This window comes from Streptomyces sp. NBC_01216 (genome assembly GCF_035994945.1).
Classification (GTDB): domain Bacteria; phylum Actinomycetota; class Actinomycetes; order Streptomycetales; family Streptomycetaceae; genus Streptomyces.
In genome coordinates this window covers 1-26366 of the sequence record NZ_CP108677.1, presented here as the reverse complement: position 1 = coordinate 26366, position 26366 = coordinate 1, and the positions used below count along the sequence as shown (strand labels likewise).

The 26366-nt window shown below is 69.4% G+C and carries 17 protein-coding genes and 2 pseudogenes; 7 read left to right on the top strand and 12 right to left on the bottom strand.

Annotated features, from left to right (window positions below; genetic code table 11):
- Positions 1 to 25 precede the first annotated feature (25 nt).
- Genes OG393_RS00095 through OG393_RS00080 form a run of 4 tightly spaced genes read right to left on the bottom strand, consistent with a single transcriptional unit; the run spans position 26 to position 6687 of the window.
- The gene (locus OG393_RS00095) at positions 26 to 1045 is read right to left on the bottom strand and encodes a ParB/RepB/Spo0J family partition protein (protein WP_327372414.1); all 1020 of its coding nucleotides are present in this window, start codon (positions 1043 to 1045) and stop codon (positions 26 to 28) included.
- Positions 1042 to 2190: a ParA family protein gene (locus tag OG393_RS00090; RefSeq protein ID WP_327372413.1), complete on the bottom strand. Its 1149-nt coding sequence runs from the start codon at positions 2188 to 2190 to the stop codon at positions 1042 to 1044. The genes OG393_RS00095 and OG393_RS00090 overlap by 4 nt, the downstream gene beginning before the upstream one ends.
- On the bottom strand, positions 2099 to 3244 hold the full coding sequence (locus tag OG393_RS00085; RefSeq protein WP_327372412.1) for a DNA polymerase Y family protein: 1146 nt from the start codon (positions 3242 to 3244) through the stop codon (positions 2099 to 2101). The genes OG393_RS00090 and OG393_RS00085 overlap by 92 nt, the downstream gene beginning before the upstream one ends.
- Positions 3241 to 6687 (bottom strand): DNA polymerase III subunit alpha, encoded by a 3447-nt coding sequence (locus tag OG393_RS00080; RefSeq protein WP_327372411.1) that lies wholly within the window; start codon positions 6685 to 6687, stop codon positions 3241 to 3243. Before OG393_RS00080 ends, OG393_RS00085 begins: the two co-directional genes overlap by 4 nt.
- 413 nt (positions 6688 to 7100) lie before the next feature.
- On the opposite strand from OG393_RS00080, the gene OG393_RS00075 reads away from it, so the two are divergent.
- The gene (locus OG393_RS00075; protein WP_327372410.1) at positions 7101 to 7958 is read left to right on the top strand and encodes a hypothetical protein; all 858 of its coding nucleotides are present in this window, start codon (positions 7101 to 7103) and stop codon (positions 7956 to 7958) included.
- A 234-nt stretch (positions 7959 to 8192) separates the two neighbouring features.
- Here the strand turns inward: OG393_RS00075 and OG393_RS00070 are convergent.
- Positions 8193 to 8942: pseudogene (locus OG393_RS00070) on the bottom strand (ATP dependent DNA ligase); the annotation flags it as partial.
- 175 nt (positions 8943 to 9117) lie between these two features.
- On the opposite strand from OG393_RS00070, the pseudogene OG393_RS00065 reads away from it, so the two are divergent.
- Positions 9118 to 9725 (top strand): annotated as a pseudogene (locus tag OG393_RS00065) (ATP dependent DNA ligase); the annotation flags it as partial.
- A 153-nt stretch (positions 9726 to 9878) separates the two neighbouring features.
- Here the strand turns inward: OG393_RS00065 and OG393_RS00060 are convergent.
- Positions 9879 to 10094, bottom strand: a complete 216-nt coding sequence (locus OG393_RS00060; protein ID WP_327372409.1) for a DUF6207 family protein — start codon at positions 10092 to 10094, stop codon at positions 9879 to 9881.
- Positions 10095 to 10184: 90 nt separating this feature from the next.
- Positions 10185 to 10916, bottom strand: a complete 732-nt coding sequence (locus tag OG393_RS00055) for an HNH endonuclease family protein (protein WP_327372408.1) — start codon at positions 10914 to 10916, stop codon at positions 10185 to 10187.
- 676 nt (positions 10917 to 11592) lie between these two features.
- On the opposite strand from OG393_RS00055, the gene OG393_RS00050 reads away from it, so the two are divergent.
- A complete protein-coding gene (locus OG393_RS00050; RefSeq protein ID WP_327372407.1) occupies positions 11593 to 12303 on the top strand; it encodes a tectonin domain-containing protein in 711 nt (236 codons plus the stop codon).
- Between the two features lie 485 nt (positions 12304 to 12788).
- The gene (mobF, locus tag OG393_RS00045; RefSeq protein WP_327372405.1) at positions 12789 to 14759 is read left to right on the top strand and encodes a MobF family relaxase; all 1971 of its coding nucleotides are present in this window, start codon (positions 12789 to 12791) and stop codon (positions 14757 to 14759) included.
- A gap of 432 nt (positions 14760 to 15191) precedes the next feature.
- On the opposite strand, the gene OG393_RS00040 is transcribed toward mobF, so the two are convergent.
- A complete protein-coding gene (locus OG393_RS00040; RefSeq protein ID WP_327372404.1) occupies positions 15192 to 15635 on the bottom strand; it encodes a hypothetical protein in 444 nt (147 codons plus the stop codon).
- A 688-nt stretch (positions 15636 to 16323) separates the two neighbouring features.
- On the opposite strand from OG393_RS00040, the gene OG393_RS00035 reads away from it, so the two are divergent.
- The gene (locus OG393_RS00035) at positions 16324 to 17868 is read left to right on the top strand and encodes a replication-relaxation family protein (RefSeq protein ID WP_327372403.1); all 1545 of its coding nucleotides are present in this window, start codon (positions 16324 to 16326) and stop codon (positions 17866 to 17868) included.
- A gap of 1 nt (position 17869) precedes the next feature.
- Here the strand turns inward: OG393_RS00035 and OG393_RS35365 are convergent, their stop codons facing one another.
- Positions 17870 to 18508, bottom strand: a complete 639-nt coding sequence (locus OG393_RS35365) for a helix-turn-helix domain-containing protein (RefSeq protein WP_442817236.1) — start codon at positions 18506 to 18508, stop codon at positions 17870 to 17872.
- Between the two features lie 45 nt (positions 18509 to 18553).
- Positions 18554 to 20314, bottom strand: coding sequence for a proprotein convertase P-domain-containing protein (locus tag OG393_RS00025; RefSeq protein WP_327372402.1), 1761 nt, complete (start codon positions 20312 to 20314; stop codon positions 18554 to 18556).
- 746 nt (positions 20315 to 21060) lie between these two features.
- Between OG393_RS00025 and OG393_RS00020 the strand changes: the two genes are divergently transcribed.
- Both OG393_RS00020 and OG393_RS00015 read left to right on the top strand, forming a co-directional pair.
- Complete coding sequence (locus OG393_RS00020) at positions 21061 to 21384, top strand: hypothetical protein (protein ID WP_327372401.1); 324 nt, start codon at positions 21061 to 21063, stop codon at positions 21382 to 21384.
- 309 nt (positions 21385 to 21693) lie between these two features.
- Entirely contained in the window at positions 21694 to 22341 is a 648-nt protein-coding gene (locus tag OG393_RS00015) for an IS4 family transposase (protein ID WP_327372400.1), read from the top strand.
- 527 nt (positions 22342 to 22868) lie between these two features.
- On the opposite strand, the gene OG393_RS00010 is transcribed toward OG393_RS00015, so the two are convergent.
- A complete protein-coding gene (locus OG393_RS00010; protein ID WP_327372398.1) occupies positions 22869 to 25388 on the bottom strand; it encodes a DEAD/DEAH box helicase in 2520 nt (839 codons plus the stop codon).
- Between the two features lie 66 nt (positions 25389 to 25454).
- The gene (locus tag OG393_RS00005) at positions 25455 to 25844 is read right to left on the bottom strand and encodes a hypothetical protein (protein WP_327372397.1); all 390 of its coding nucleotides are present in this window, start codon (positions 25842 to 25844) and stop codon (positions 25455 to 25457) included.
- Between the last annotated feature and the right edge of the window lie 522 nt (positions 25845 to 26366).

The following is a 26366-nucleotide window of genomic DNA, read 5'->3' as shown; positions in this document are numbered from 1 at the left end:
AGATCAGCCGCTGAGGCGAGCTTCCCTACGAGACATCAGCTGTCTCCGACTCCTTCGAGTTGTACTGCAAGAGCAGCGCCGTGAGCTTCCGCCGCTTGGCAGGATCCATCCGCGACACGACTTGTTCAAGCATCAGCTGAGGGTCGTTCCACGGCAGGTCCTCCGATCGAACAGACACCTCACCGGCCTGCCGCGGCACCACACTGTCCCCGACCGGCACGGGAGCCGACTCCGTCGTACCGTCACCGCCGCCCCCAGGGGTATTAACGGCGTTAACAGCCTGAGGCGACTCCGCACCCTCCCGCGTCGCCCGGGAGGAGCGCTTCCGAGGGGTATTAACGGCGTTAACGGTCCTCTCGGCTTCCGCCGCCTGCCGGTCCTTCGGCATCCGGCCGATACGGCGCGCCGGCTCCACCTTCAGCTCGCCCGTCTCCACCTTCTCCTGGAGTGCGGGCGTGAGCTCCAGAAGCGCGAGACGCTGCGAAACCCAAGCAGGTGTCTTCCCGAGCCGCTTGGCCACCTGACCCTGCGATCCGTGCACACCCACAAGCTCCTGGATCGCTCGCGCCTGGTCCAGCGGCGGTACATCCACGCGATGGATGTTCGCGATGAGCGCGGACTCCACCATGTCCGCAGCGGTCGCCGCGAGTTCGTCGTTGACGTCAATCCGCAACTCCGCCAGACCCGCCACGTTGGCGGCAGCCAAACGCCGGTTGCCGTCCACGACCACGTACTCGGCAAGGCCGATCTGTGCTTCCTGGTCAGGATGGACAGCCAGGAACGCCGCACGGCGCACCACAGCAACCGGCTGGAGCTGGCCGCGCTCCTTCAACGAAGCAGCGGTCTCCCCCACGTCGGTGAGTTCCTCGCGGGGGTTGAACGGATTGTGCGCCAGATGCCTCAGCTCCACCGCCGCCGGCGGACGCTTACCCTCCCCATTCATGATCTGCTGCCGGGTACGGATACGACGGGGAGCGGCCTTGGCCTCCTGCCCCTCGTCATCGATGCTGAAGCCGCGGGTGACCCGCTGCGTGGGGGGTGTCATACCGCCAGCTCCTTCGCCAAGTCGCGCATCACCTGTGCGTGCTCACTGTCGGGTGCATACTCCAGCAGCGGGATCTCACCGTCCGCTGCCTCGCGCCCTTCCTTGAGATCACCGATCACGGCAAGGACCCCCGGGGAGCTGCTCCTCTCCCACTGGTCCTTGTTCTCCTTCACGAGCTTGCCGCGACGGCTGTCATACGCGTTGATGATCAGGCCGAGGTAGTCGACCTGAATACGCCCCTTACGGCACAGGTCGTCCTTCTGCGACTTCAGGAGCCGGAACGCCCTGTGCGACGCCTTGTTCGCCCACACCGGAGTGATGACGCCGGACCGGTCCGCCAGTTCACCGTCACGCCGCCGCACGTAGTACAGCGCGGTGTCCATGTTCAGCCCGAGGCTGGGGGGCCCGTCGATGATGATGACGTCGTAGTCCGCCTCCAGCGGCTCCAGCGCCCGCTCCAGCGCGGCCTCGCTGAAACTCACCTTGGACAGCGCGACATCACGGAGGAACGCGTCGTCGGACGCTGGCAGCAGATGGAGCCGTTCACCGAACCGCTCGCCGTCCAGGGCCACCAGAAGGTCGTGTATATCGCCCTTGGCGGTCCCGTCCATGTGCATCATGAGCGTCTCGACGTCGTCCTCGTACATGAGGTCTTCGAAACCCAGCTCCGCTGTGAGGTGCCCCTGCGGGTCGTAGTCGACCAGCAGGACACGGTGGCCGGCCTCCGCGAGGGCCTGCGCCATGCCGGAGGAGATGAACGTCTTGCCGACACCGCCCTTCTGGTTGGCCACTATGACCCGTACAACCGGCTGCGCCACCAATGGGGAGCTGGGGGAGGGGTGGTTGTCGAGCCACAGGGTGAGGGCCTGCGCCAGTCCTTGAACGTAGGTGACGCCGCGTTCTGAGCAAGCGGCCTTGAACTCGTCTGGCCCGCCGACCGGGAGGAACGTTCCCCAGGTCTTCGCCCCGTCGGTCTTGACCTCGGGCAAGCCCTCCGCCGAGTACCAGGCGTTGATCGCGTGTTCGGTCGCGTCCTGGATGTCCATTCCGTGCTCAAAGGCGCGGATCTTCAGATGCCTGCGTAGCTGGGGAGTGAGGGCTGTAATTAGCTTCTCTCGCTCTCCCCGGGGGTTGGGGATGCTCATGCGGCCGAACATTACTAGGCACGCTGCCGTTTGTACCGCAGCCCAGGGGGAAGGCCGATGCGGCCCCGGCGATGCCCGGTCGGTAGCGGGTCGCGGCCTTGTCGAGGGCTGTTTCGAGGCGGCGGAGCTTGTCGTCGCGTTCGTCGAAGGTGAGCTGGTGGACGGTGTCCTCGGCGGGCCGCAGCCGTTCCGCCCGTAGGGCGAGTGTGCGTACGCGGGCGCGCTGGAGGCCGAGCCCGGTGAGAAGTTCGCGGGCAGTGGCAGCCAGGGCGGGGGAGTGGGCGGTGAGTTCGGCGAGGGTGCGGCTGCGGGTGGTCTGGGTGCGGTCGGCGTAGGTGACGGTGAGCGTGAGCGCCTGGGCGATCTCGCCGCTGGTGCGTAGCCGGTTGCCAAGTTCCTGGACGAGGCGGAGGACGGTTCGGTGGTGCCGCTCGGGGTCGAGTTCGTCGCGGTCGAAGCGGTGGCTGGCGCTCGTGGTCTTGCGCGCGGCGCCTGGGACGACGGGGCGTTCGTCGATCCCGTGTGCGAGGTCGTGGGCCTGCCGCGCGGCTGTGGTTCCGAGGATGCGCTGGAGGGTGTGGAGCGGGGTGTCGGCGATGTCGCCGACGGTGGTGACGCCGTAGCGGGCGAGCGTCCGGGCGGTCTTTGGGCCGATGCCCGGCAGGGCGGCGGCCGACTTGGTGCGGAGGAACGCGGCAATCTCGTAGGGGTCGTCGCAGACCACAGTGGCGGCGCCCGGCGGGGTGACGTCCGCGGCCATGGCCGCGATGGAGCGTGTGGGGCCGGCACCAGCCGAGCTCGGGACACCGTGGAGCGCGAGCAGGCGCAGACGGAGCACGGCCACCAGGCCCTCGACGTCGCGGCCCCAGTACGTCAGGGCGCCGGTGAGGTCGACGTACGCGGACAAGTCTGCGGGCAGGGGTTCCACGCGGGAGCTGATGCCGTCGAGGACAGTGAGCAGATGCCCGTACAGCTCTTCGCTCCGCTCGGCGGGGTGGAAGTGGATCCGCAGGATCGCGCGGGCCCGTCGCCGGGAGGCAGGGTTCGCGGTCATCCGGCGCTCCCTGGGCTCTTGTGCCCGAAGCGGGTGAGGTCGGCGGCGCGGGTGCCGGCGGGCTGGAGGTCACTCCAGGGGTGCAGGCGGGCACCCGCGGTGCCGTCGGGGATCGTCCGCCCGGATGCGGGCTGGGCCGGTGTGGGCGCGGGGGCCTGGCCGAGGAGGTCGAGAACGGCCTGCGGGCCGTGGGTGGCGCGGGCGGTGGCGAGTTCGTCGAGGTCCCAGGCCATCTCGCCAACCACGGTGCGCCGGGGCCCGCGGGCTTCGACGGTGCCGCGGACGAGGAGCAGGCCGTGGTGGAAGACCGTGTGCGCGCACCGTTCGTGGGAGTCCTCGAAGAAGGCGATATCGACGAGGCCGGAGCCATCTTCGAGGGTGACGAAGATGATCCGCTTGCCCGAGGCGATCGGCGGGGTCTGGGTGGAGGCGCGGACGCCGGCGACCAGGACGCGCTGCCCGGGGTGCATCGCGCGCAGGTGCTTGGCGTCGGTGGCGCCGATCTCCCGCAGCAGCCGGTGGTGGTCCTCCATCAGGTGCCGGGAGACGTCGATCTTGAGGACGCCGAGCTCGGCGTCCAGCCGTTCGCGGGCGGTCATCTCCCGCAGCCCGGACGAGTCGGCTGCGTGCGGGGTGGTGGCGAGCGGCAGCTGCCCGGTCCCGGGGCGGGTGCGGGCCTGGCGGTGGAGCTCGGCCGCCTGCAGCAGCAGGTCCCGCCGGGTCGCCTCGCCCTTGAGTTGGTCGAGGGCGCCGATGCTGATGAGGCGTTCGACGGTCGGGAGCTTGGGGTGGGCGCGGGCGTAGAAGTCCTGCAGGGAGGTGTAGGGCTGGCCCTCGGCGATTCGGGCGATCTCGTCCTCGGAGATGCCGTGGACCGTGGCCAGGGAGATCCGCACGCCCCACCCGGATCGGGTCTGTTCGACCGTGTACTGCGCCTGGGAGGTGTTGATGTCGACGGGCAGGATGGGGACGTCGTGGCGGCGGGCGTCGGCAACGATGACGCGGGCCGGCCACATGCCTGGGTCGTGCTCCAGCAGCCCGGCGTACAGGGCAGCCGGGTGGTGGGCCTTGAGCCACGCGGACTGGAGCGCGGGTACGGCGAACGCGACGGCGTGCGCTCTGCAGAATCCATAGCTGCCGAACGAGGCGACGATGTCCCAGACGTCGTCCAGCACCTTCGGGCTGTACCCGCGTGCACCCGCCTCCTGCCGGAACCACGCCTCGACCTTCGGCAGCCGTTGCTCGTTGCTGAGGGCGCGGCGGGCCACTTCGCCGAGGGCGCGGTCGCAGCCGGTCATGACCGCGAGGATGTCGATGATCTGCTCGTGCCAGATCGTCACCCCGTAGGTGTCGCGCAGGACCGGTTCCAGGTCTGGGTGCGGGTATGCGGGTGTGGCGCCGTGGCGGGCGGCGATGTAGAGGGCGGGCATGCCACCCTGGACCGGGCCGGGACGGAACAGGCTGATGTCGGCGATGACGTCCTGCGGGCCGCGGGGCTGGAGTCGGCCGACCAGGTCCTGCTGTCCGGGTGACTCCAGCTGGAACATGCCGACCGTGTCTGAGGCCTGGATGAGGGCGAAGGCGAAGCGGTCGTCCAGCGGGACGTGGTCGGGGTTGTCGAGGTCGATCGCCCTACCGGTTGTACGGCGGATCTCGGTGACGGCGTGCGCCATCGCCGACTGCATCCGCACCCCGAGGACGTCGAGCTTGAGGAGGCCCAGGTCCTCGACGTCCTCCTTGTCGGCCTGGAGCATCGGGTACTCGCCGCCGGGGGTGGGCTGGACCGGCAGCCGGTCCAGGAGGCTGACGTTGGAGAGGATCACTCCGCACGGGTGCATCGCGATCCCGCGCGGCAGCGCGTCCAGGCCCTCGGCGAGTTCCCACAGCGGCCCGTACCGCCCGGCCTCAGCCGCGAGCTCCCGCAGCTCCGGAAGCTCCGACAGGGCGGAGCGGATGTCGCACGCCCGGATGTGGGGAAAGGACTTCGCGATCCGGTCCACGGTGGCCGGGGCGATCCCGAGCGCGAGGCCGGTGTCCCGCAGAGCGTGCCGGGCCCGGTAGGTCTCGGGCATACCGGTGACCGCGACCCGCTCCCGCCCGAAGCGGGTGATGATCCGGTCGTAGACCTCCAGACGGCGTGCGGACTCGACGTCGATGTCGATGTCCGGCAGCGAGGAGCGCCGCTCGGACAGGAACCGCTCGAAGAGCAAGTTGTGCTCCAGCGGGTTCGCGGTGGCGACGAACAGTGCGTGGTTGACCATGGAACCGGCTCCGGAGCCGCGGGCTGCGACCCGGATGCCCATGTCCCGCACGTCGGCGACGACCTGGGCCACGGCGAGGAAGTACGGCTCGTAGTGCAGGCGGCCGATGGTCCCGAGCTCGTAGTCGAGCTGGTCCATCGCACGCCGGTCGCGATGGAGACCGCGGGTGGCCATGCCACTTTCGCACCGCTGCCGCAGCAGCCGCATCGACCCCTCCGGCCCCGGCTCGGCACCGACAACGGACGGTTCGGGGAAATGCGGTACCCCAAGACCGAGGTCCCGGACCGGGTCGATCTCGCACGCCTCCGCGACGGCCACCGTGTCCGCGATCAGCTGCACTGCACGCGTCCCGTCGGCCCCGGCGGCAGCCGCCACCCGCCCGGCGATCTCGGTCATCGCGGACCCGTCCTTGAGCCAGCGCTCCCCGCGGTCCAGCCGCCGCCGGTCGACGGGTCGCAGCAGCCTGGCCGAGTCCAGCACGTCCGCGACTCGGTGCTGGACCGGGTCGGCGTACCGCACAGCGTTCGTCAGCACGGCCGGGACACCCAGGCGGTCAGCGAGCGCGAGCGTGTGCGCGGCCAGGCGAACCGAGCCTGGACCGGTACCGGACAGGCCCCAGCACACGATCTCCAGCCTCAGCCCGACGCTGACGCTCTGCTGCCAGGGGGCGAGAAGCTGCTCGGCGATGTCGGATCGGCCGGCGGCGAGAGCCCGCAAGGGCTCCGACGCGGGACCGAGCAGCACCATCAAGCCTTCGTCGGCGTACTGGGCGAGCATCTCCCACGACGCTGTCGGCGGCGTGCCGCCAGGGAAGGCCTCGGTGTGCGCGGCAGACACCATCCGGCACAGCCGCGCCCAGCCCTTTGCGTCCTGGGCCAGGAACGTCGCCCGGAACGGTGCCTCCGCTACGTGCGCTCCGCCGCGCACCGGGGTACGGCGGTGCACCCCGACAGGACGCACGTGAGGGGCGACGCCCAGATCGACACCGAACATCGGCTTCACCCCGGCGGCCGCAGCGGCCTTCGCGAAACGCACCGCGCCGGTGACCATGTCGCGGTCAGTCAGCGCCACCGTCTCGATCCCGCGCTCAGCGGCCCGGGCTACGAGGTCATGTGGATGCGAGGCACCGTATCGGGCCGAAAACCCACTGCTGACATGCAGGTGAGGAACGCTTCCTCGCATGACAACCTCCGCCCAAAAACCCCCAAAATGTGGTCAAACGGCCTCGCTACACCTTGACTGTATCGAACATTAATTCGAACACGCGAGTTCACGGCATGCGGATTTCAGCCAGCAGGCCGTTCTTGTGACCGTGCACTGCATCTGCCCAATGAGCACTGGACTTGTCGCGCTGTGTATTCGAGTTGGCGGGCGGGTTGGCCCTCGTCGAGGCTGAGCGGGTGGGGTCACAGACGGCGTGAGCGCTGGACCGAAAGGGTTTGGCACGGGGGCCACACATCGACGATGATCACCTCATGACCACCAGAAAGGGCTATGCCTTCTAGGCGCCCCGCTTCGCTCTCCACCGCTCGCGCACCGCCACCGCTCACCGCAGCGCCCGAACGCCGTGACCGCCCGCCCAGGAGAGCCCGCCCGTGCAGAAGACTGCCCTCGTTCCCTACGCCCACCTCCCCCGAGCGCACCAGGCCCGCCACGTCCTGACCAGCACCGTCGACGTCTTCGGCACCGCCCACTGGCTGCTTGCCGACCGTGCTCCGCAGCCCGGCGGCGATGCCCTGCCCTTCGACGCGCTGGTCGTCTCCGTCCATCCGGGCGGCGACGTCGAACTCACCGAGCTGAGCGCCGTGCGGGCCCGCTGGCCGCACCTGGACCGCCTGCCCGACGGCGGGTTCGTCGTCGAAGCATCCCGCGCCCGCCGGTACGAGGACGCGGACCAGGTCCAGGTCTTCGACGCGCTCGGCCGCGAGGCCTCCTCCTTCTCCGTCGGGGACGCCATCGAGCACCTGCTCGTGGACGAGGCCGGCCACATCTGGGTCGGGCACTTCGACGAAAACCCGGCCGGAATCCGCCGCTGGAGCCCCACAGGCCACATTTACTGGACGTCCGACGGCGCAAACATCCCCGGCCTCTTCGACTGCTACGCCCTGAACGTGTCGGGCACCACCGCCTGGGCGTGCACGTACACCGACTTCCCGCTCGTCGAGATACGCCCCGACCGGCCCGTGAGGGTGTGGCTGAACCAGATACGGGGCGCCAAGGCAGTGGCCATCCACGGCGAGCGGGTCGCCCTCTACGGCGGCTACGGCGAAGAGGTGGACCGGCTCACCCGCGGAGAGCTCACCGAAGCATCCGTCGAGCCAACCGACGTCGGCCTGCTCACCCTGCCCGACGGCCACCTGCCCGGCCGCCGCCGCGCCGTCAGCCGAGGAAGCAGGATCTACGTCCAGGCCGAGCCGTTCACCGCGTGGGGCGTGGTTGACCTCAGCAGCTGAGCCCCCGAAAGGAGTTGCCGCAGCGCGTGCCAGCAAGGATTCACATGGTCTTCGACGCGCAAGCGCCCGACGCTCTTCTACTGCGCTCCCTGCAGCGTCACCTGTAGACCAATTCTGTGCATCGGAGTTGTCCATCCACGCCAGGTACCGTGCTCGGTCACACGTTCCCGGATCACCCGAGACGAGCGGCACGCATGGAGCGCCTGCCCACCGCACTCTCAGGCCAGGTCGCCGGGGAGTGAGGTCGGGGCGTAGCCGGTGCCAGGAGGGATGGCGCAGGCGTCCGGCGCGGGTGCGGGAGGTGTAGCGGACCTCGCCGACAAGGCGGGGGAGTACCCACCGGGCTCCGGTGACCGGCGGGACCTGCGCGAAGGGGCAGGCGTCTATGGGCGCGGCCTGGAGGAGTTCGGTGAGGCGGGTGCGTTCGGCCTCGCTCCAGCCGGTGCCGACGCTTCCCGCGTAACGCAGCAATCCGTTGCGCCGCTCGCCGACCAGGACGGCACCGGGCAGGCCGGTCAGCCGTCCGCGCCCGGGTGTCCACCCGCCGATCACGACGTCGGCGATCCGGTGGACCTTGATCTTCACCCAGGTTTTCGAGCGTGCCCCGGGCTCGTACCGTGAGGTGAGCCGTTTCGCGATCAGCCCTTCCAGTCCGGCGTCCCGGGCCATCTCCCATGCCTGGGCGCCGTGCCCAACGATCGCCGCGGGCGTCGACCAGGCGGGCCCGGCCAGCTTGAGACCTTCCAGCAGTTCCCGTCGCTCTGCGTACGGCAGTTTGGTCAGGAGCCTGTGCGCGCCGAGGGCGTCGGCGAGGGGGAGGAGTTCGGGGTAGGCGGCGGTGATGTCCGTACCTGAACGTGCGTGCAGGAGGATGGTGCCGTCGCCCGGCAGGTAGACCATGGCCCGCTGGCCGTCCTGCTTCACCTCGAACGCCCACCGGTCCTCCACCCCCGCCGAGGGCAGGGGGCCGGGTGTTGCGAGCATCGGCTCGATCCTCGGCAGGACGGCACTCGTAGGAGGAGGGTCAGGAGGCACTGCGCTTCTTCGCAGGCGTCTTCGAACCGTCGGGACGGGAACCAGACTGAAGGAAAGGCAAAACAGCGCTTCCGCGGTCGGGTTCCTACGCCTACGCCCCCAGGAATCCACGAACCCGCGCGCTTCGCTGTTCGACATCCTCTTCCTCGACACCCCCGGCCTGACCCGCACCCCGTACTTCGAGCGCCGCTCCGTCCTGGGGTCCCTGCGCTTGGCCGGGGCCGTCTGGTCGACGCCTGCTGCGGTCGTCGGGCACGGGCGGCAAGCACTGGAGATGACCCGGACTGCCGGCCTGGAAGGCATGGTCGCCAAGCACCTCACCTCGCTCTACGAGCCGGGTATCAGGTCCCGGGCGTGGATCAAGGTCCGGCACGTGCGGACCGAGGACATCGTGATCGGCGGATGGGTGCCAGGCCGCGGGAGGCTCAGGCTCACTTCCCTTCCCGGTGCCCTCCTCATGGGCCAACCCCACCCCGGCGGGGAGCTCCACTACGTCGGCAGCGTCGGCACCGGCTGGAGCGATGCTGAGCGCACCACCCTCTCGGCCCTTTCGAGACCGCGGCGTCCGAAACGTGCCCGTTCACCGAGCGGCGCGCGGTGACCGGTGCCCGGTGGGTGGAGCCCCGCCTGGTCGGAGAAGTCCGGTACACGACCCGGACCAAGGCCGGGCGCCTGCGCCAGCCCTCCTGGCACCGCCTGCGCCCCGACCTCACCCGCGACGACCTCGGCTGAACTGTGAGCGCTCGGGGCGAGGGGCTCGGGGCCAGCCGGCCGCAGGCTGCGCGCTACAGCCCGGCCCGCTCGAATTCCCAGGGTGTCCACCAACGTGCCGTACGCACAGACGCCCGGTGGCCACGTCGCTCGTGCCCAGCCCTGCTCTCCGATCTACGGTTCTTCGGTCCCGGTGCGCCGGATGTCGGCGTAGACACGTGCGCTGACGCCCGGAACGCCGGGTGTCCGCCGGAGAACGGGCGGGCCGGACGTTGCCCAGCGCTGGCCCAACTCGGCTACGACCCGGTGCGCGGTCTCGTTATCGGCCGCGGTGATGTCGAGCACCACCAGGCCCGACTCGATGAGGTGTTGCTCGTCGATTTCCTTCATGCCTGCTCCTGACGCTGCGGCCGCCCGCACGCTTCAGAGTCGAATCCGCCTTCACTGAAGGTGAAGTCCGCCTCCCGGGGGTGGGTGGAGCTACGAGGCCGGCTCGTACTGGACGATGGAGTCGGTGCACGGCTCGGCGAGGTTGAGGAGTGCGGCCTTCTCGGCTTCATCCATGGTCAGGGCCCAGCGGAGCTTGGTGGCGGTCCAGTCGACGAGGTACGTGCACGTCGCGGACTCGGCGGGCGGCATCCACTGGGCCGGGTCCCGGTCGGCCTTGGACCGGTTGGTCTTCGCGGTGACCGCGACCAGGCTCCTGTCCGCGCCGAGGTCGTTGGCGTATGCCTCACGGCGCTCGGGCGTCCAGTCGTAGGCGCCGCTGTCCCACGCCTCGGCCAAGGGGACCATGTGGTCGATGTCCAGCTTCCTGGCGTCGGTGACCTCGACTTCGTCGTAGTACGAGAGCCAGCTGCCCCCGCTCAGGGAACACCGGGCGCCCTGCTCCGGCGCGGTGACCGCCTCGGCGAGCAGGACTTCCGCCCGGGTCGTGCAGGAGTCGCCGTCTTCGTCGATCCAGTGCTTGAAGCTGTCCCGCTCGTACCCGGTCCGCTTCTCCTCGGCGACGGGGATCGCCCCGATGGCTTCGACCAGGGGGAGCCCCGCCTCCTCCGGTGTACCGCCGGGCGCACCGGACGGGCTGGTGATCCCGGACGCGGTGGCGGTGGGCTTGGCGTCGTCAGCCTCCACAGTCTCGGCCGAGCAGGCGGTCAGGGCAGCGGCGGTGAGCACGGCGGCGTACAAGGAGCCGAGGCGGCGCAGCTTCACGGAGATCTCCAACGAATCAGGGCTGATGCGGGCTCATAATTGCAGCTCACAGACCTTCGTGAAGTCGCGTCACTTCGTGCCCAGCCGTGCTTGGCCGCTCTGTGCGCGCTGCGCGGTGGTTCGGCTATCACCCGTACGGGCGGGAGGCTGAGACCGCCCGGCCTCAGCAGCGTCCCGCTGATCGCCGGAGGCGGAGCCTTCAGCCTCGCCGGATAGCGGCAGCACACACACCAGAACCGCACCAACGCTGCGGCCGGGCCAGTGGGAACACGCCGGTAGGCCTCCCGCTCTCGCGTGGCAGGGGCCTGCCCCACGCACTCCGCATGCACGTCAGCCCGGCCGTAACCCGGCCGGGCTGACGACCTCCGGGCCGGAGAAGACGTGCGCTCGGGAACGCGGCCGTGACGCCCCGCTGGTGCCGAAGACTGTCCGGCGGCGCCATCTCGACGAAATGCACGAACCGGATCTCGTGTCCATCCCCGGCGGGAGTGACGACTCTTCCGGTCGAAACCCCGGCCACCATGGGGCCTCCACCGCTGGCCTGCAAGGCGGGCAGGAATTGAAACCGGCTCTTTCCGGCTGGTCCCGCATCGGGACAAGCAGTCACGCCCTCCTTAAGCGTGCCCAGTTCGCTCAGGATGGTGCCAAATGCCGGTCAAGGAAGGGTGATTGCATCATGGCGGACTGGGTGAAGGTCGCGGGAGGTCTCTCGGCCATCTCGGCGGGGTCCAGGACGACGGTGTGGGGTGTGAACGCGGCGAGCGCGATCTACCACTACACGAACTACGATGGAAGCCCCTGGATCAACATCCCGGGAGGCTTGAGTGACATCGGCGCTGCGGCGGACGGCACCGTCTGGGGGGTCAACAGCGGCAACCAGATCTACCGGTACACCGGAGACCAGAGCACGACGAACTGGGTGGGCATCAACGGCAGCCTGGTCCGTATCGACGCGGGCTCCCGGACCAACGTGTGGGGCGTCGACTCCGCCGGCAGCATCTACCGGTACACCAACCACGACGCCAACCCGTGGCTCAAGATCCCCGGCTCGCTCAGTGACATCGGCGCCGGGGCGGACGGCACCGTCTGGGGGGTCAACAGCAGCAACCGGGTCTACCGGTACACCGGGGACCAGGACCCCTCCGACCCGTGGGCGGACGTCAACGGCAGCCTGAAGCGGATCGCGGTGGGCTCCCGGACCAACGTGTGGGGCATCGACCCGGCCGGCAGCATTTACCGGTACACCAACAACGACGCCAGCGGCGGCAATCCCTGGATCAAGATTCCCGGCACTGCCGTCGACATCGCCGCCGGCGCCGACGGCACCGTCTGGCACATCAACAGCGCAGGGGACATCTTCCGCTACACCGGCGACCAGCCCAGCTGATCCCCACCAAGCACTCCTTGCGGCCCCCTGACCGAAACAGGTCAGGGGGCCGCACACGTCTCCATCACGTAGCACGAGCCCACCAAGCCGGCACCGAGGACCTGCCGGCTTCCCGTAAGCCGGGGCGGAACTGGCGGCCGGTGGGCAGGTCCGCTACGAAGGCGTCCAGGACGACGCGGTGGAAGCGTCGGCGCTGGGCGAGGGGTGAGGTGCTGGAGGTCGGCGGTGAGGCGGGGGCGGGTCTCGAAGGTGGGCACGGTGCTCGTGGGTGGTGTTCGTTCGGTGGCGCTGGATGGTGTCGCCCGGGCCGTGGTCTGAGGGCTGCCGGTGGGGGCTGCCGGAGAGCGATGACATTCGCGTCCGGCCCGGGGCCGCTTCCCGCCCGGCGGGCACCGGCGAAGAAAGTTCGGCCGCTGCTCCCGCCTGGCGGGACGTACGGCTGTCCGGCCTTTTCTTGCAGGTCAGAGCCGTGTGGCGTGGTCTGCATGACAGTGGATATCAGGGTCGTCCGGGCCGGTCAGATGTACCGCTACTACTTGCGCGAGACCGTTGTCGGTGACGGCCGCCGTCCGGCGCGTACGCCGCTGCGCGCCGCCCAGGATCAGGCCGGGGTCCCGGCCGGTCGCTGGATGGGCCGCGGCCTGGCCGCGTTCGGTCTCGCGCCGGGTGAGGAGGTCACCGAGGCGCAGTTGCGGAACCTGTTCGGCGAGTGGGGCCGGCATCCGTACGCGGACCGGATCGAAGCCGAGCGGCTCGCTGCGGGTGCTTCGCCGAGGGAGGCGTTCAAGGCCGGCGCCCTCGGACGCCGGGTGATGGTCACCGGTGTCGACTTCGTGTTCCGGCCGCAGCCGACGATCTACCTGTTGTGGGCGCTGGGGGATGAGGAGACCCGGCGGGTGATCGAGGCCGCGCACGAGTGCGCGATCGTACGGGTGCTGGAGTGGATCGAGGACGAGGTCGCGGTGATCCGGTACGGCAAGGACGGGATCTACCGGGTGCGGCCGCCGGGCGGTCTGGTCGCCGCCCGCTTCCGCCACTACGAGGCGCGCTCCGGCCGGCCCTTGCTCCATGACCATGTGCTGCTGTCGGTGAAGGGGCAGCGCCTGGACGGGAAGTGGGGCTCCATCCACACCACCGCCCTGTACGAGAACACCGTGGCCGCCTCCGCGCTCTACAACGAGCTCGTGGCCGCGGAGGTCTGCGAGACGCTGGGGCTGGCGACCGAGCCGCGCACCGTCACTCCGGGGCGCCGGCCGGTGATGGAGATCGCCGGGGTGCCGTACGGGCTGATCCGCTGGACTGCCCGGCGCAGCGACCAGATCGCCACCTGCCTTTCGGAGCTGGAGCACGAGTACGTCACCGCCGTCGACGACGACGGCGAACCGCGGTTCCTGCCCGTGGTCTCCGAGCGCGCCCGCGCCAAGCTGAACACCATCGCCGCCCGCAAGACCCGCCCGCCCAAGCAGAAGACCCGGCCGCTCGCGCAGCTGCGCGCGCGGTGGAAGACGAGCGCGATCCTCACCTCCAAGGTCGCCGCCGACGTCATCAACTCCCTCCTCGAGTACGCCCGCGCCGCGGCTGCCGCGATCCGGGCCCGGGTCGCCGCCGTGGTCGACATAGCGCTGGCGGCCGTCGACGTCGCCGCGACGGTGTTCGTGATGAACGACGGCGGGCGCTTCCACCGCCGGCACCTGCTCGCCGAAGCCCGACGCCACCTCGCCCTGATCCTGCGCGGCCGCCGCCGCGACCCGGACCTGGACGAGAAGATCGTGGCTGCCGCCATCTCTACCCACTGCCTGGACATCAGCGAGCCGAAGACCACGATCGGCCGACTGTCGGAGTACCGCCTCTACACCGCCCGGTGGGACCTGGCCGACCTCCCCGGCCGGCGCCGCCCACCCACCCCGGCCCCCGACCCGGACCGGCAGCCCCCGACCGATCCCGGCGAGCCGGCTGCGCTCCGGCCGCCGGGCCAGGACACGGGGGAGTGGGAGATACCCCGCATCCCGCTCCAGTACGAGCGAGCTGTCCTCGCCGGTGCGGTGGTGCGGGAGAAGCTGCGCACTACCACGACCGCCGTCGTGCGGGGCCGGGCGTACGACGTCGTCGCCCATCAGCAGGCGGCGATGCCCGAGCAGCTGCTCGCGTCTGCGGCCGGCGAAGTCGAGCACGACGACCAAGAGCCGGAGGCCGGTCGCGGGGAGGCGATCGACATGACGGCGCTGCGGGCCTTGCGGGAGTCCCGCACGGACGTGGAAGCCCTCGATCTCACGGCCGACCGGCTGCGCCGCCTTCAGGACGTGTTCACCAAGGCGGGCGAGGACGCCCGCACCCGCGCGGCCCGCGCCACCGCACCGGACGATGCCGATGCAGTGCACCCGGTGCGCCGGGACGACCAGCAGGCGCACCGCCCACAGCAACCCGGACCGCACCGAGGCCGGGAGGCCGGCCACTGAGCGCACCCCGATGGCGCGCACCGGTGCGGTGGTGCGCGCCGCGATGTCAGGTGTCCACTCCACCGAGTGGAGTCCACCGGCCGGGAGTGGACTCCATCGTGCTCGCCACCCACTCCACTGGGTGGGGCCCACCGGGTCCGAGTGGACGCCATCGACGGGAGTGGGGCCGCGCATCCACCCGGTGCGTTTCTCCTTGACCTCAGCTCAGGTCAAGGAGAAGCGCACCGCCCCATCGCCTCCACCCGGGCCCACTCCACCGCCCCACCGTCCATCCGGTGCGCACACTTCCGCGCGCCGGCCGCACCGGTGCGCGCACCGCCCACCGAGTGGAGCGCACCGGATGGACCCGGTGCGCGCACCACCGCACCAGTGAGCACTGGATGGGTGCGCACCCACCGCACCGGTGCGCTCCCACCCGGTGCGGTGGTGCGGTCAGGAGTGCGCACCGGGTGCGGAGTGCATCGCGTGCGCGAGCACCAGGTGCTCATCGCGCATCGCCTCCAGGGTGTCGGCGGTGTCCGGGTGATCGGGGTCCGGAATGACGTTCACCGTGAACCGGATGATGCTGCGGGCGATGCCCGGCGCCGCCGTGATGGGGGAGTCCCGCGCCCAGTCGCGCAGCGCGGACAGCAGCGCGCACCCGACCTCGTCCAGCGCGAAGGAGTCCGCGCACAGCTCTGCGTCCTCGTCCAAGGCCGTGACGGGCCAGATGATGTCCTCGGCCAGCCGCAGCATGACGAACGCCAGCTCCGGGTCTGCTTCCGCCCGCCCGGCGACAGCGGCGCCGCCACCCATCTGCAGCGCCAAGAGGTAGTCGAAGCCCCGCTCCACCTGCTTGGGCGTCAGCGGGGTACGGGGCGGGATCAGGTACGGCATGGAGATCTCCTCAGCTGGGTGGCGCCGCGCGGATCACGACGACTCCCAGCAGCCTCGGATGATCACCCTGTGGACAGAGATCAGAGATTTCTCTCAGCTCCCCGGGGTGGGGCGAATCCGGGCTGCAAGGGCCAAACCGGGCCCCCTTGTCCAGCGTGGTCGGTCCGACCACGAGCCCGTTTCCGACCCCTTGTCCAGGTCTGCTACCGCCCCGACCGCCGCGTTTCTCCTTGACCAGGGCCGTTACCGGCCCCGGTCAGACGGCGGTCAAGGGGGTCGGTTGCACGCTGCTCTTTCGCAACGACCGCCCCGGCCGGGGGCAGCGAAGGAGAGCGGACGATGAAGAGCACTCACCGGGGGGCCGGGCAGCGGCACCGCTCGGGCCGATCCCACCGGAAGGCCGGCCCGTGGCGGGCAAGCCCAAGGGAACTCCCTGGGTGCCCACTTCGAAGGCCACTTGGGAACTCCCTTTGGTGCCCGGCACCCGAGGCCGGAGGAAAACCCCCCTTGTCAGGGCCGCAATCGGCGCGAAAACTGCACCGTCACGACCCTCTTCTCTCCTCTATATGTCCGTGGTGGAGGAGAGCATCGGGTTCCGGGGGGCCCGGACGCCCTCCCAGGCCGGGCGCGGCCAGCAGCGGCGGCGGTCGGCCGGCGGCCGGTCGCGAGCAACGAGGGAGCAGAGCTGGTGGCGGGGAAGCGGAAGACCAACCCGGCGGGGTCGACGAACAACTACCGCGGCGACGTGCTGCGCGTGCTCGGAGCGCTGAAGGTGGCCACGGCTGATCAGATCCAGCGGATCGGCGCACCGCACCTGACCCACCGCCACGCCGACAAGGAGACCCCGTCGAAGCAGAAGCAGGCCCGCACCGCCTCGCACACCGGCGCACTCTCCGACATGCGCAAGCACGGCCTGTCCGAGAACGGCGGCTCCACCGAGACGGGGGACTCGCTGCGCAACCTGACCACCAAGGGCCTGGAGGCCGCCTCCTACGAGCTGCGGCGCCCGGTGACGGAGATGGGCTCCACCGCGCGCGGCGCGGGCTCCAGCGGGGCCTCCCACCCGATGGCCGTCAACGAGACGGTGATCGCGATGCTGCGCCCGAAGCCGAACATGGCCAAGCTCGCCGACGACCCGCCGCACGTCCAGGCAGCCGCCCAGGCCGCCGTCGACGGACCGGACGGGATCGGCACCATCGCCTCGTACTGGACCGAGGTCCCGCTGCCCGCGACCGGCACGTGGAACGCGCCCGGCAAGGGCGGTGCCCAGGCCGACCTGGTTCTCACCGCACCGCAGGACCAGGTGCCGCTGCTGTTCATCGAGGTCGACAACTGCCACGAGACCGCGGAGGAGCTCGCCGCCAAGCTGGAGAAGTACGCCCGGTTCTTCCGGCGGAAGGTGAAGGACACCGACGGCAAGGAGCGCCCGATGTGGCGCACCCGCTGGACGGTCCCCGAGGGCCGGTACGGCGATGCGCCGCATCCGCCCGTGCTGCTGGTGTTCAACCGCATCGGCGAGCGCAACCCCAACCGCACCGTCCCGCGCCTGCAAGAGCTGACCCGTCACCCGTGGCAGGGAGAGCGGCAGCGCGGCGGCCACCATCTCTACGACCGGAAGATCCCGATCATCGCGACCGGCCTGAACCAGCTGCGCCAGCATGGTCCGGCTGGCCCGGTGTTCCTCCGCTTCGGCCGCGACCACATGCAGCCGCTCCTGGAGGCGATCGGCAACCCGCGCTTCGAGGCCGCCGAAGCCCGCGAGGCAGAAGAGGCCAAGGCCCGTGCAGCGGCGTACCAAGCAGATGTACGACGGGCGGCACAGGAGCAGGCGGCGAAGCAGGCCGCCGAGCGCGAAGCCCGCCGTCCCGTCTGCACCGGCTGCGGGGCGAAGTTCACCGACGAACGCTGGGAGGCGGCACAGGCGACGGACTGGGGCACCCCGAAGGACTCCCACCCGCACCTGTGCGACAGCTGCAAGCAGAAGGTCGGCGCCGTCGTCAGCCCAGCGGCTGCCACCCAGGAGCGCCGAAAGCCGGAACGCAGCGAGGGGCCGGACGACTTCTGGCCCGCCCCCCAGCGCCCCGTCTGCACCGAATGCGGTGCCGCGTTCACCGACGAACGATGGAAGGCGACCGCGCGCGTCGGCTGGAGCCCCTCCCCAGCGAAGCGCCCGTCTCTGTGCGGCGACTGCGACCAGCGGTTCGAGGCCGACTTGGAGCAGACCTGGGGGTGAGTCACCGGCAGGAGGAGCGCGACCAAGAGCAGGACCAGGCCGTGCCCAAGCAGAAGGCCGCCGGCTGGTTCTCCCGCCTGCGTGGCTGAGCCGGGCAAGCCGCCAGCGGCTGCGGGCAAGCCCAAGGCACCCTGGGCAAGCCCGCGCCGTCGGCGGCAGCCGGGCGATGGGCACAGGTTGAAAAGGCCAGGTCAGCGCCTGCTCCACGGCCCGCTTGTCCGGACGCCGGAAGGGCAGCCCCCCACCGCCTCAGGTACTTGCCCACCCCCGGTTCGGTCAGCCGCAGCCGGTACAGCTTCACGGTCAGCTCGCCCACCAGCCGCCGCGTCCACAACTGCCCGGAAAGCCCCACGTCGCAGGGCCGGTGATCGAGGACCGCCTGCCGCACAGCGGCCTGCTCGGCCTCCCCGAGCAGCTGATGCACCCTGACCGGTTTGCCGCGAGGCCGCATGACCAGAGCTTCCCGCCCGCCGGCCTGCCACTTCGCCCACCACGTGTCGACCGCCTTCAGCGACACCCCGAAGACCGCCGCCACGTCCTCACGGTCCTGCCCCGCCACCAACGCGGCCACCGCCCGCAGCCGCAGGGCCTCCTGCGCCGACGGCGACAGATGCCGCGCGTCCCCCGCCAGATCGCTCACACCCCTCCAACGACCCGGAATCAGAAGCGTTTCGGATCAATAGGATCAATCGAACACGAGGCTCCAGGAATCGATTTTCCCGGTGTTAGGGGCTTGCCTGTCGTGGACGACGAGTTTCCACGTTCCGTTGGCGTCTTCGGCGGAGGCGTTAACGGTGTACGCCTTGTACACGTGGTAGCCATTGTCTTGCAGGGAGATGGATTCAAGCAAATAGCGTCGTCGTGTCGGTGATTCGAGAGAGACCTCAAGGTCTCCGCGACGCATGTGCTCGATATCCACGGCAACACTCAAGTCTGCCGGAGCTTTTCCGGTCATTCCGCTGACCGTGATAGGGCTGTGACTCTCGTTGTTGTCGAGGATGGGGACGTCGGTGCCATTCTCGAAGTGGCCATGGGTGTCTCGCTTGCTGATGTGGTGGCAGGGCTCGAGGGAGGGATTCGGGGGGTGCTGACAGGGGCTGGGGTCCGCAGTTCTATCGGATAGTCCGGTCTCGGCATCTTCCGTGCCGGTCTCAGGGCCGAAGCGCCAGATGGAATTCCAGACGTAGGGGAATCTGCCGGTGAGCACGAAGTTCTGGTTACCGGGATACGTGACGTCGTCGCACCACCAGAGCCTCAACTGATTGCCCCAATCGGCACTCGTGTCGAGGCAGTACCCCGATGCGCTGTGAATGATTCTTCCGTCATCCTTAACTTCGATCTTTCTGTACTTCTCATCCCACTGATCGCAAGCGCGAATCCATGCGTGAGCGGGATTCTTCTCGGGCTCGGGAAAGAAGATGCATGTCTGGCCGCCAGTAAACCACGAAACCTGACGAGGGAAGCCGGCATTACGAAGATCATGACCAATGTCGCTATAGTAGAACCAATTCAGATCCTGTTCGCATTTCTCCATTGTGACCCAGCTCCAGTCTCGTGTGACAAGACACCTGCCTGGATGATCCACGGAGGATACCTTGTACTTACTAGAGGCTGCCCGGAAGGCGAATTCGACGGGATAGTGATCGGATCCTGCGCCGTTGAGTCGGCGTCCCGTCCATCCCTGCATGTTCTGTTGGTCGTTGGAGACCATGTAGTCGAGTTCGCCGCCGCTTTGCTGTGTTCCCTGGCCGCTGCTGTAGATCTGTGAGCCTGGGGGGGCGGTGAGGTTCTCGGGGCGGCGGTTGAAATCGCCGAGGACGGCCCACAGGCCGGGTGAGCTTGCCCTTTGGATTTCGGTAAGCATGTTCTGTGCGTCGTTGCTGCGGTTGTCGCCGTTGGAACTGGCATGGAAGCTCCAGAATCGGCTGCCGTCGGCAAGTTGGATGCCGAGTGCGGGGCGCATGCCCATGTTGCGGTTGTCTGCCTGGGGCGCGCTGACTAGCGTAACGTTGGTCGGTCTTTCGTGGGTGACGAAAGCGACGTTGTTGCGGTTGCCGGTGGGATCAGTATCCAGCCAGGTGACGTAGACGGTTGTGCCGCGTGTTGCAGTGCCGATGCGCCATCTGCGCACCTCGTAAAGGTAATATGTGTGCCTGCTTCCGTAGTCGGTCAAGATACCCGTATCGATGACGGTGCCGGGCAGGCTGGTGCGGGGGCCGGACTCCTGAAGGGCGATCACGTCGTGCTCGACGTAGTTGCTTCCGCCAGCCGCCATGCGGGCGACGGTGTTGGTCCACTTGCTGTCACTGGAGCTGGAGGCGCCTTGCATGTTCCAGGTGGCCGGGCGGTGGTTTCCGGGAGACGCGTGGCTGGGGGCTGCGGCTACCAGGACGAGGGAGGCTGCGAGTAGCGTTGCGGTGATGACGTAGGTGAGCAGTGCGCGCATGTTCAGGTGCGCTGGGGGCACTGCAGGTGGCGTCTGGGGTGTGGGGAACATGGTCGCCTTTGAGGTGGGGGGATCGGCGTTCTGACCGCGAGCGCGTCCTTGCAGTCGATGGGAATGCACTGAGCGAGGCCGATGTGCCGTGGTAGGAGTTGTACCGTGTCGGCTCTCGATGAAGTCGGTAGCTGCGGTACGGCCACCACACTGGCACAGTCCGGCGGTTTCAGCCTCGAACATCCCGCGCCAACAGCCCTGGCAGATGTGACCGGTCACCCTCAGCGCCGGTTGGCATGGGTTCAGATTCACCGATTCGGTGGCTGCCTGATTGGCGTAGTACCTACTGTCGCCCTGGTCGGGGTGGAGTGTTCTGGCGCGGCCGCTTCCCTCGCACGCCGTTTCTGACCTGTTGTCACTTCCCTCCGGGCATCCGGATGGGGTGGTGAGCGTTCATGCTTCGTCTGGGTTGGTCAGGTGGCGTCCTGCCGAGGACGCAGTAAGGATCGTGGTCACCGGGGAACACATGGTGTGCTCCCGTCTCAATGAGTGTGGCCAGATCACCTAGGCCACGAGAGAAATGGGGTTGTATGAGGTCTGCCCGTGTACTGAGCAGGAGCCTTGCCGTTGCCGCTGGTGTGGCGGCTCTCGGGGGTATGGTCCCGGGGGCTGTCCCCGCGGCCACGGCAGTCGCAGCCAATGCCTGCGGGAAGTCCTTCAGCGACTACTCGGGGACGTTCACGGGGACAGCGCTCGTGAACGCTGGCCCCCAGCAGGTGACCTACACGCTGACGTTCCCGAAGCATCGAACCTACGCCATGGAGCTGGCCGTGCTCGGCTCGAGCGGCACCCACGAGGTCCAGGGCCCCATGAAGATCATGTCCACCCAGTCGGTGGGCAGGCTGATGCTGATGGCGCCGGTCTACCAGCCCACCGGACCCACCTCGTACGTGGAGGTCATGGCGAGCGACACGCAATGCCAGTCCGGCATGCTCGGAACGTCACCCCCGACCGTGACCGGCTTCACCCTCAACCTGCCGGGGGGTGCTTCGGAAATCATCATGATCCGAACATCCTGACGGAGTGCCCTTCGAGAAGTCCCAGAAACAACCGCGCCAGCTCGGCCCCGCCACCGACAGCAGTGGCGGGGCCTGACCCTTTCCTGATCATCACGTGCGCGAACAGCCCTCGCGGTCTGTCTCAGCGCGCCCTTCCTCCCCGATCGGTACGCGTCGGGAGACCAACCACCGGAACAGGCCCGGAGTGGCAGGCTTGTCGGGGCCGGTCGGTTTCGGGCGCCGCGCCGCGTCCATGTCATCGCTGCGGGACCGCCTGGGGTCCTGGATCAGCCTCGCCCTGGGCAGGTCAAGCCGGAGACGGATGAGCGGTTGTCGGACCGGATCGCGGTCGGGCTGCTGACGCGTACGTTTCCGCCGGAGCTGGTGGACCGGGTGGTCGCCGAGTGCGGTCGCCCGGGCGTGCGCACTCGGCTGCTGCCGCCGCGGGTGGTGGTCTACTTCGTGCTGGCGATGTGTCTGTTCTCCGGGCAGGGCTATGAGGAGGTCGCACGGCTGTTGACGCAGGGTCTGGCCTGGGCGAAGCGATGGTCGGGCTCGTGGCAGGTGCCGAGCACGGCGGCGATCTCGAGGGCACGGGTGAAGCTGGGGCCGGAGCCGATGAAGGCGCTGTTCGCCGAGGTTGCACGGCCGTTGGCGACCGGGGAGACCCAGGGCGCCCGGTACGGGCGATGGAGGCTCGTGGCGATCGATGGCACGGTCCTCGGCGCACCCGACAGCGATGTGAACGCCGCACACTTCGGGCGGCCGAAGACCCATCGCATCGAACGGTGTGCGTATCCGCAGGTACAGATGGAGGCGCTGGCCGAGTGCGGCACCCACGCCATCACCGCCGCCGCCCTGGGGCCCCTGTCGTCGTCCGAACCAGCCCTGGCCCGCAGCCTGTTCAGCCATCTCTGCGGGAACGATCTGCTGCTGGCCGATCGCGGTGTGTGCGGTGCGAGTTGGTGGCCGTGGTGAGCCGGCGGGTTGTTCGGTGCTGGGGGGTTGCCGACCGCCGTCAGCGGCGGCCCCTCGCTGCCCCCTCGGGGAGAGGCCCACTCTCCCCGAGGGGGCTGTCCCTGCCGCTGGTGACACGGGGTGAGGGAGCCGGCGGGCCCCCTCACGCCGTGGGGGTTCGGCCAGTAGCTCCCGCGGTAGCCGGTGCTCGTTGCCTGCTATGGCTGCTCGCAGACGGCTGCGACGGCCGCCCACGCGCCCACCGCCGTCAAGGTCGTCTGCGGCTGCGGGTGGGAGGGGCGCGCGCGACCGGTGGCGCAGGAGGACTTCGACGACCCCGACAAGACGAGCGAGGTCCCCCACAGCGAGTGGGCGCACCACGCCGAAGTCGAGCTGGCCCAAGAACTCCCGGATGAGGTCGACAAGGCACTCCGTACGCTGGAGTGGCATCTGAACGACCTGGCCGGCACCAGCTACGAGATGAGCCGGAAGCGCAGGAACGGCGAGCCCCGGCCTGCCCAGTGCCCCTGCGACCGGCACCGCCGTGGCTATGCCCAGCGCATGCCGATCGCGGACAGTTGCTCGATCCGTTCCGGGGTCAGTGTCGCGGCCCTGCTGCGCTGGTTGCTGATCCAGGCGCCCAGCTTGTGTTCCCGCTCCTGTTGGTCCTCGCCGATGATCCGTTCGACGTGCTTCCTCGGGACCTGAAGGTGCCCCTCACGTTCGTAGAACTGGCGGGCGGCCTGGTAGTTCAGCGCCCACTTGTCGGCCTGTGTACGGCGCTTGGGCGTCTCGTCCTCGGTGGCGGGCTCGATGCCGAGGACCTGCTCGCACATCCACTGCTGCACGATCGTGAGCTGGTCCCAGCCGAGCCGGACCGACTGCACCCACCGTCCGAGGTCCTCGCCCTGGCGCACGACGTCGCCCACCTCGGTGGGCAGCGCCTCACCGGCGTCCAGGTGCATCCGGACCAGGTGGAAGGCCCGCTGCCATGTCACCGGCCAGCTCGGGCACCAGGACGCGTCGATGTCCTCCAGCTGCTCGCGCCGCTCGTCCGACAGCGCCCCGGCCGAAGACCCCGTCGGCAGCCCCTCGGCACGCCGCTGCTCGTTCTCCTGCGCCTTGCGGGCGGCGGCCCGCGCGTTCTTCAGGAAGATGCCCACCTTCGCGCCCTGGTAGGTGGCGTCCAGCGGGGCCAGGAGGTGGCCGTGCTCGGCGGCCCACCCGCGCGCGGCCGCGAGGCCCTCCTCCCACGCGACGTCGTGGTGGGACCAGATCATGCCGAGCTTCTCCAGCTGGGCGACGCGGTCCTCGTCCATGTCGCCGCGGGCGTAGAAGCGGCGGGCGTCGGCGGTCCACTGCCCGAGGGGGAAGTCGGCGAGCGAGGCCGGCCACCCGGTGGCTTCCGCCTCCTGGTCGTCGGCGGCGGGCACGCGGAACGTGAACGGCACGCGGAGGTCGCCGTGCTCGCGGGCGTAGATGACGGCGGCCTCCACGCCGCGCCGCCAGTGCTCGTGTTCCGGGTTGAGGACGCGCAGGTTGATGAACGCGGCGAGGGCGGCCGGGTCGCGGGGCGTGGAGAACTTCAGCAGGGCCTTGGCGGGGGCGCTGACGCCTCCGGAGCCCTCGCCGCTCCCGCCCGTGCTCTTGCCGCTGTCGTCCTTGCTGACGGGCTTGTAGCGGCTCGGGGCCTGCTGCTCCGCGAGGCTCTCCACGATCCGCGCGTCGTGCGCCCGCAGCGCCTCCAGCAGCTTCGCCAACCCGCCGAACGCCCGCGAGGTCAGCATGTTGTCCGCCGTCTCGCCCGGCCCGAGCAGCACCGGCACCACGAGCGACGCCACCTTGCCCTCGCCCGGCTGCATCCGCAGCGCCCGGCCCACCGCCTGGACCAGGTCGGGCATCGAGCCGCGCACATCCGCCCAGTAGACGGAGTCGCAGTTCTTGGTGTCGACGCCCTCGCCCAGGACCTTCACCGAGCACAGGAAGCACTTCTCTACCACGGTGCCGTCCGGGGCGATCCCGGCCGCGAACTCCCCGAGCAGCCGGCGCCGGTGGAGCGGCTTGTGGTCCCCGCACAGCCAGTCCGCCCAGATCGTCTTGGGGTACAGCTCCGGGTCGCTGGCATGCAGCTGCGCGGCGACGTCCGGGAGGCCGGCCGCGAACGCTTCGGCCTCCTTGACCACGTGGTGGAAGACGAGCGTGCGCCGGAAGTTCTCCTCCGCCGACGCCTTCACCAGGGCGGTCTGCAGCGCGGCGAGCCGGGCCCCGCGGACCTCTGCGGAGCGGCCTTCGGCGCCCAGGAGCTGCGCGGCCTGGAGCGCGGTGTCGGTGACGTCGACGCATACGACCTGGTAGGGGGCACAGATTCCCCGGTCGATGGCCTCCGAGAGCGTCAAAGTGAACGCCCTGCTGCCGAAGGGGCCCTCGGGGTCGTCTTCCATGCTCGCGACCAGCTCGCCCGGTGCGCCGGCCTCGTCCTCGTCTCCGAGTTGCCACAGCCGGGGTGTGGCTGTCATGTAGAGGCGGCGCAGGGAGGGGATCTTCTGGTTGTCGTGGACGACCGCCCAGGGTTTCCCGATCCGGCCGGAACATCTGTGGGCCTCGTCCACGACGATCAAGTCCCACGCCGCGAGGCCCGCGGCGTGCGCCCGCTCCAGCGTGCCCAGTCCCAGGCTGGCGTACGTGGCGTAGACGGTCACCTTCTCCAGGCCGCGGGTCCACTCCACCAGCTCGTCCACGTCCGTGGTGTTGGGGAAGGACACCTCCTCGCCCCGCAGCGAGGACACCCCGATCATCGGCCCCCGGCGGCCCCCCTCGCGCCACGCGGCCTCGGTCTGGGCGAGCAGGTCCAGCGAGGGCACGAGCACCAGCACGCGGCCCGCGTGGAGCTCCTCCGCGCTGCGGACCGCCACCCGGGTCTTCCCGGACCCGGTCGCCATGATCACCTGCGTTCGGAGCCCTCGCTCTGGCACAAGTGATCTTGCAGGCAATTCGAGGGCACGCAGGACCGCGTCAATGGCTTCTCGCTGGGCTGCCTCGCGCTGGTCAGCGCGGGCTGTGCTCGACATATTCGCCTGCCTTCTCCTAAATGATCAATTTCAAGGGGTGTCTGCGGAGGGTGTGGGGGTGGACGGTCAGGCGTCGGGGTCGACTTCGGGGTGGGTGAACCGCACGGGCTTGCCCAGCGACCGGGCGTAGGCGATTTCGGCTCGGGTGCTGTCTCCGATGTAGTCGCCGACTACGAGCACCTCATCAGCGAGCCGGATCTTCGCCCGGTGCAGATCGTCGAGTCGAACCTTCAGCGCCTCGGCCTCGACAGGATCGGACCAGAGTTCGTGCGGCGACTTCATGTCACAGCCCGGTTTGACGACAATCCTTCCGGCTTTGGCCTCCCGCAGATCGGCCTCGTTCATCTCGGTCATGAAGCGGGTGGAGCCGCAGATCACGACGATACGCGGGAGGCTCAACAGCTTCTTCGCGTCGGCGAGCTTCTCCTCGGGGGTGAGCGGTTGCGGGTATGACACTGGTTCCTCCTGGTGGCGTGATCCAAGGAGTGCCGGATCGGTCCGAGGTGGTGTGCTCTGAGTCCAGAGTCTATCCTCATCTCAAAATGAAACACCCCGAAAGTTGAGATCCCCCTAACGTGGCTGAAAGCTGTTGGTCTTGACTTATCGCAAGCCGATCCAGAGCCCTGATGGCCCCTCAGCTCACTCTCTTGTTCGAGTGACAGGCCCCCCGTGTTGCCGCTCTCATCCGATCGCCCGTCACCCACCGTCCTCTTGCTGCCGCTTGTGGCGTGACCTCTACGGGTGGGCCGCGCGGAGCGTGGCACGCCTTGTCCGCACGGGAGTTGACGGGCCGACTGCGGGTGGCTGGAGCGCAGCGGAAGCCACTGGTCGGACGGAGGCCGGCCGCGCCTCGCAACGCGAGGCGCCTGCCCTGCGGTTGGCGGGGCGCGCGCAGCGCGTGCCGCCTGGCGGTGAGCGGAGCGAGCCGCATCCGCTCACGCGGAGCGTGAGCGGCCGGGGAGCGCAGCGACCCGGCTC